Raw genomic sequence first — 452 nt, forward strand, 5'->3', positions numbered from 1 at the left:
TTGGTTAAGCCAATCACTCTTTGAAGTACTTTCAGTACTCAATTATTGGAATTAACGTTGACATATTGTCATTCAGTTTTCAATGTTCATTATCTATTTTATAAATGGTGGAGACTAGCGGGATCGAACCGCTGACCTCCTGCGTGCAAAGCAGGCGCTCTCCCATCTGAGCTAAGCCCCCAAAATATTTAATAGAAGTCGGGAAGACAGGATTCGAACCTGCGACCCCTTGGTCCCAAACCAAGTGCTCTACCAAGCTGAGCTACTTCCCGTTATTAATAATGGCGCGCCCGAGAGGAGTCGAACCCCTAGCCTCTTGATCCGTAGTCAAACGCTCTATCCAATTGAGCTACGGGCGCTAAAAATGGTGCCGAGGACCGGAATCGAACCGGTACGATAATCACTTATCGCAGGATTTTAAGTCCTGTGCGTCTGCCAGTTCCGCCACCCCG

General features: G+C 47.8%; 3 tRNA genes. All 3 read right to left on the minus strand.

Features of this window, described 5'->3' with window-relative positions:
• Positions 1-105: 105 nt before the first annotated feature.
• The 3 genes from LQ688_RS13915 to LQ688_RS13925 all read right to left on the minus strand — a co-directional run bounded on the left by LQ688_RS13915 (position 106) and on the right by LQ688_RS13925 (position 359).
• Positions 106-181, minus strand: a tRNA-Ala gene (locus LQ688_RS13915).
• Positions 182-198: 17 nt separating this feature from the next.
• Positions 199-272, minus strand: a tRNA-Pro gene (locus LQ688_RS13920).
• A 10-nt stretch (positions 273-282) separates the two neighbouring features.
• Positions 283-359 (minus strand) — tRNA-Arg (locus tag LQ688_RS13925).
• Positions 360-452 lie beyond the last annotated feature (93 nt).

The organism is Mammaliicoccus sp. J-M40 (genome assembly GCF_022386395.1).
In the GTDB taxonomy this organism is placed as follows: Bacteria; Bacillota; Bacilli; order Staphylococcales; family Staphylococcaceae; genus Mammaliicoccus; species Mammaliicoccus lentus.